General features: G+C 72.7%; 2 protein-coding genes. One reads left to right on the plus strand and one right to left on the minus strand.

Annotated features, from left to right (window positions below; all coding sequences use genetic code 11):
* Window positions 1-59: 59 nt before the first annotated feature.
* Window positions 60-827 carry a DUF4239 domain-containing protein gene (locus E1285_RS44445; protein ID WP_132160928.1) on the minus strand — a complete coding sequence of 256 codons (768 nt, stop codon included), beginning with the start codon at window positions 825-827 and terminating at the stop codon, window positions 60-62.
* Window positions 828-1,100: 273 nt separating this feature from the next.
* Between E1285_RS44445 and E1285_RS44450 the strand changes: the two genes are divergently transcribed.
* The coding region (locus tag E1285_RS44450; protein WP_132160929.1) for a lysine 5,6-aminomutase subunit alpha at window positions 1,101-2,713 on the plus strand (1,613 nt) is incomplete at its 3' end.

Consider the following 2,713-nt stretch of genomic DNA (forward strand, 5'->3'; position numbering starts at 1 on the left):
GGGCGGGAAGGCGAACGCGCCGGCGAGCGCGGCGGGCAGCACGAGGTGACGGCGCATGCTCAGCCGCCTCCCGCGATGCGCCGCAGTTCGGCACCCACGCCCGTGAACGCCTCCGGGCCGACGGCCATCGCCCCGCTGAACACGTGCGAGATGTCGATGGTCAGGTACGTCCCGGCGGCCAGCAGCGCCGCCATCAGCGACAGCGGCACCAGGGTCATGCCGCGCGGCCGGGCGCCGGCCAGGAACGGCAGCAGCACGACCGCGGCGCCGGTCACGACGGTCACGGCGAGCAGGCCCGGCGGTGGTTCCGTGCGGGCGTCCATGGCGCGCTGGCGGCGGGCCGCGGAGATCTCGCCCAGGTGGCCGAGCACGGCGCCGCGCGCCTCCAGGAGCTCGTCGGAGCCGGGTTCGACCGCGAGGACGTGGCGGCGCAGCTCCTCCAGCCGCGCCCAGCCGCGCGGGCTGAGCCGTCCATCCTCCATGAGCCTCCATTCGGAACCGCGGACCAGGTCGGCGTACTCGCGCAGCCCCTGCTGGACGTGCCGGGCGTCGGCGGCGGGCAGCCGCGTGGCCGCCCACGACGCCTCGGCGATCGCCTGGCTCTCGGTGTATGTGTTGGAACGCGCGGCGTCCGCCGACGTCCACGGCACGACGACGGCGATGGCGAACGCCAGCAGGAACAGCGCCGAGAGCATCGCGCCGGTGTGGGAGGTGGTGGGGCCGTCGGGGTCGGGATCGTCGATGCCGAGGCGCGTCCGCCGGATCAGGCGGCTCGCCGTGATCACCACGGCGACCGCGCAGGCCGCGGCGGCACAATAAACGATCATGTTCCTCCCTGAGAGCGATGGCCATCACCGTGGGTGAGTGTAAATTCACGGTTCGTTGTTACGGATGGGTTTCGCTTGGTCGTCACCTGGAGGTGAGGTGACCGCCCGGCCAGGGAAGATCTGCCTGTGCGCGGTGGGGAGGACGCGAGGGGAGGGGCTGTCAGTTCTTGTGAAATAGGGTGTGGATACCGGAAGATCTCCTGTAGCCAACCAGGTATGACGGACGATTGATGGGACCGGCCTGAGAGGGCGGCCGCGTGAGGGGAGACGGCAATGGCGCCGCAGGGAAAACTGGACCTCGACCCGGAGGCGGTGCGCGCCGCCCGGCGGCTGGCCGCCCGGGCCGCCGAGCCCATCATCGAGATGGCGCGCTCCCACACCACCGTCTCGGTCGAGCGCGCGCTGCTGCGCCTGGCCGGGCTCACCGGCGCCGACGACGAGGGCCGCCCCTGGGCCAACCACCTCGCCGACACCGTCCGCGGCCAGGTCGGCCTGGAGCACGGCGTGGCCCTGCCGGTCTGGGACGCGCTGCTGAACGGCCCGCACGCCTCGCTCGGCGACCTCGCGCGGGCCGCCGCCCGGGGACGGGTGTCGTTCCGGCTGCCGTCCGGGACCGACGCCGAGCACGCCCGCAAGGCCGCCGGTGAGGCCGCCCGCGGCGGGATCGCCCGCATCGACCGCCGCCGCGCCGAACGCGACCGGCTGCTGGCCGCGCTGCCGCCGCCCGACGCGGCGGACCCGCCCAGGCCGCTGGTCTACCTGATCGTGGCGACCGGCGACATCCACGAGGACATCCCCCAGGCGCAGGCCGCCGCCCGCGAAGGCGCCGACATCGTCGCGGTGATCCGCTCCACCGGCCAGTCGCTGCTGGACTTCGTCCCCGAGGGCGCCACCCGCGAGGGCTACGCCGGCACGTACGCCACACGCGAGAACTTCCGGCTGATGCGCTCCGCGCTGGACGAGGTGTCCCGCGAGCTCGGCCGGTACGTGCGGCTCACGAACTACGCCTCCGGGCTGTGCATGCCGGAGATCGCGACGCTCGCCGGGCTGGAGCGCCTGGACATGATGCTGAACGACTGCATGTACGGCATCATCTTCCGCGACATCAACCCCCGCCGGACGTTCATCGACCAGCGCTTCTCCCGGCAGATCCACGCCCGCGCAGGCATCGTCATCAACACCGGCGAGGACAACTACCTCACCACCGCGGACGCGGTGGACGCCGCGCACACCGTGACCGTCAGCCAGCTGCTCAACGAGCGGTTCGGGCACGAGGCGGGCCTGGCCGACGACCAGCTCGGCCTCGGCCACGCCTTCGAGATCGACCCGGCCGTCCCCGAGTCGTTCCGGCTGGAGCTCGCGCACGCCCAGCTGGCCCGGGAGCTGTTCCCGGGCGCGCCGCTGAAGTACATGCCGCCCACCAAGCACATGACCGGCAACATCTTCGCCGGCTACCTGCTGGACGCGTTCTTCAACCTCGCCGGCGTGATGACCGGGCAGTCGATCATCCTGATCGGGATGATGACCGAGGGCATCCACACCCCCTGGCTGTCGGACCGCGACCTCGCGCTGGAGAACGTCCGCTACGTCCGCGACGCCTGCGGGAACCTCGCCGACGACTTCATGCCCCGCCCGGACGGCATGCTCGTCCAGCGCGCCAAGCAGGTGCTGGCGGAATCGGTGGAGCTGCTGGAGCGCGTCGCCGACGACGGTCTGCTCAGCGCCATCGCCGAGGGCACCTTCGGCGTCACGCGCCGCCCGCCCGACGGAGGCAAGGGCCTGGACGGCGTCGTCCCCCGCGCCGACGGCTACGCCAACCCCGCCATCGAGATCCTCGACGCCGAGGACCCGCACGCCGCACGTTCCACCACCGGCCGCCCCACCAC

This window comes from Actinomadura sp. 7K507, from assembly GCF_004348425.1.
Classification (GTDB): domain Bacteria; phylum Actinomycetota; class Actinomycetes; order Streptosporangiales; family Streptosporangiaceae; genus Spirillospora.

What these genes read in the sequence shown, in the direction of transcription:
- E1285_RS44445 (WP_132160928.1), bottom strand. Translation starts at nt 827, where the DNA reads ATGATCGTTTATTGTGCCGCCGCGGCCTGCGCGGTCGCCGTGGTGATC.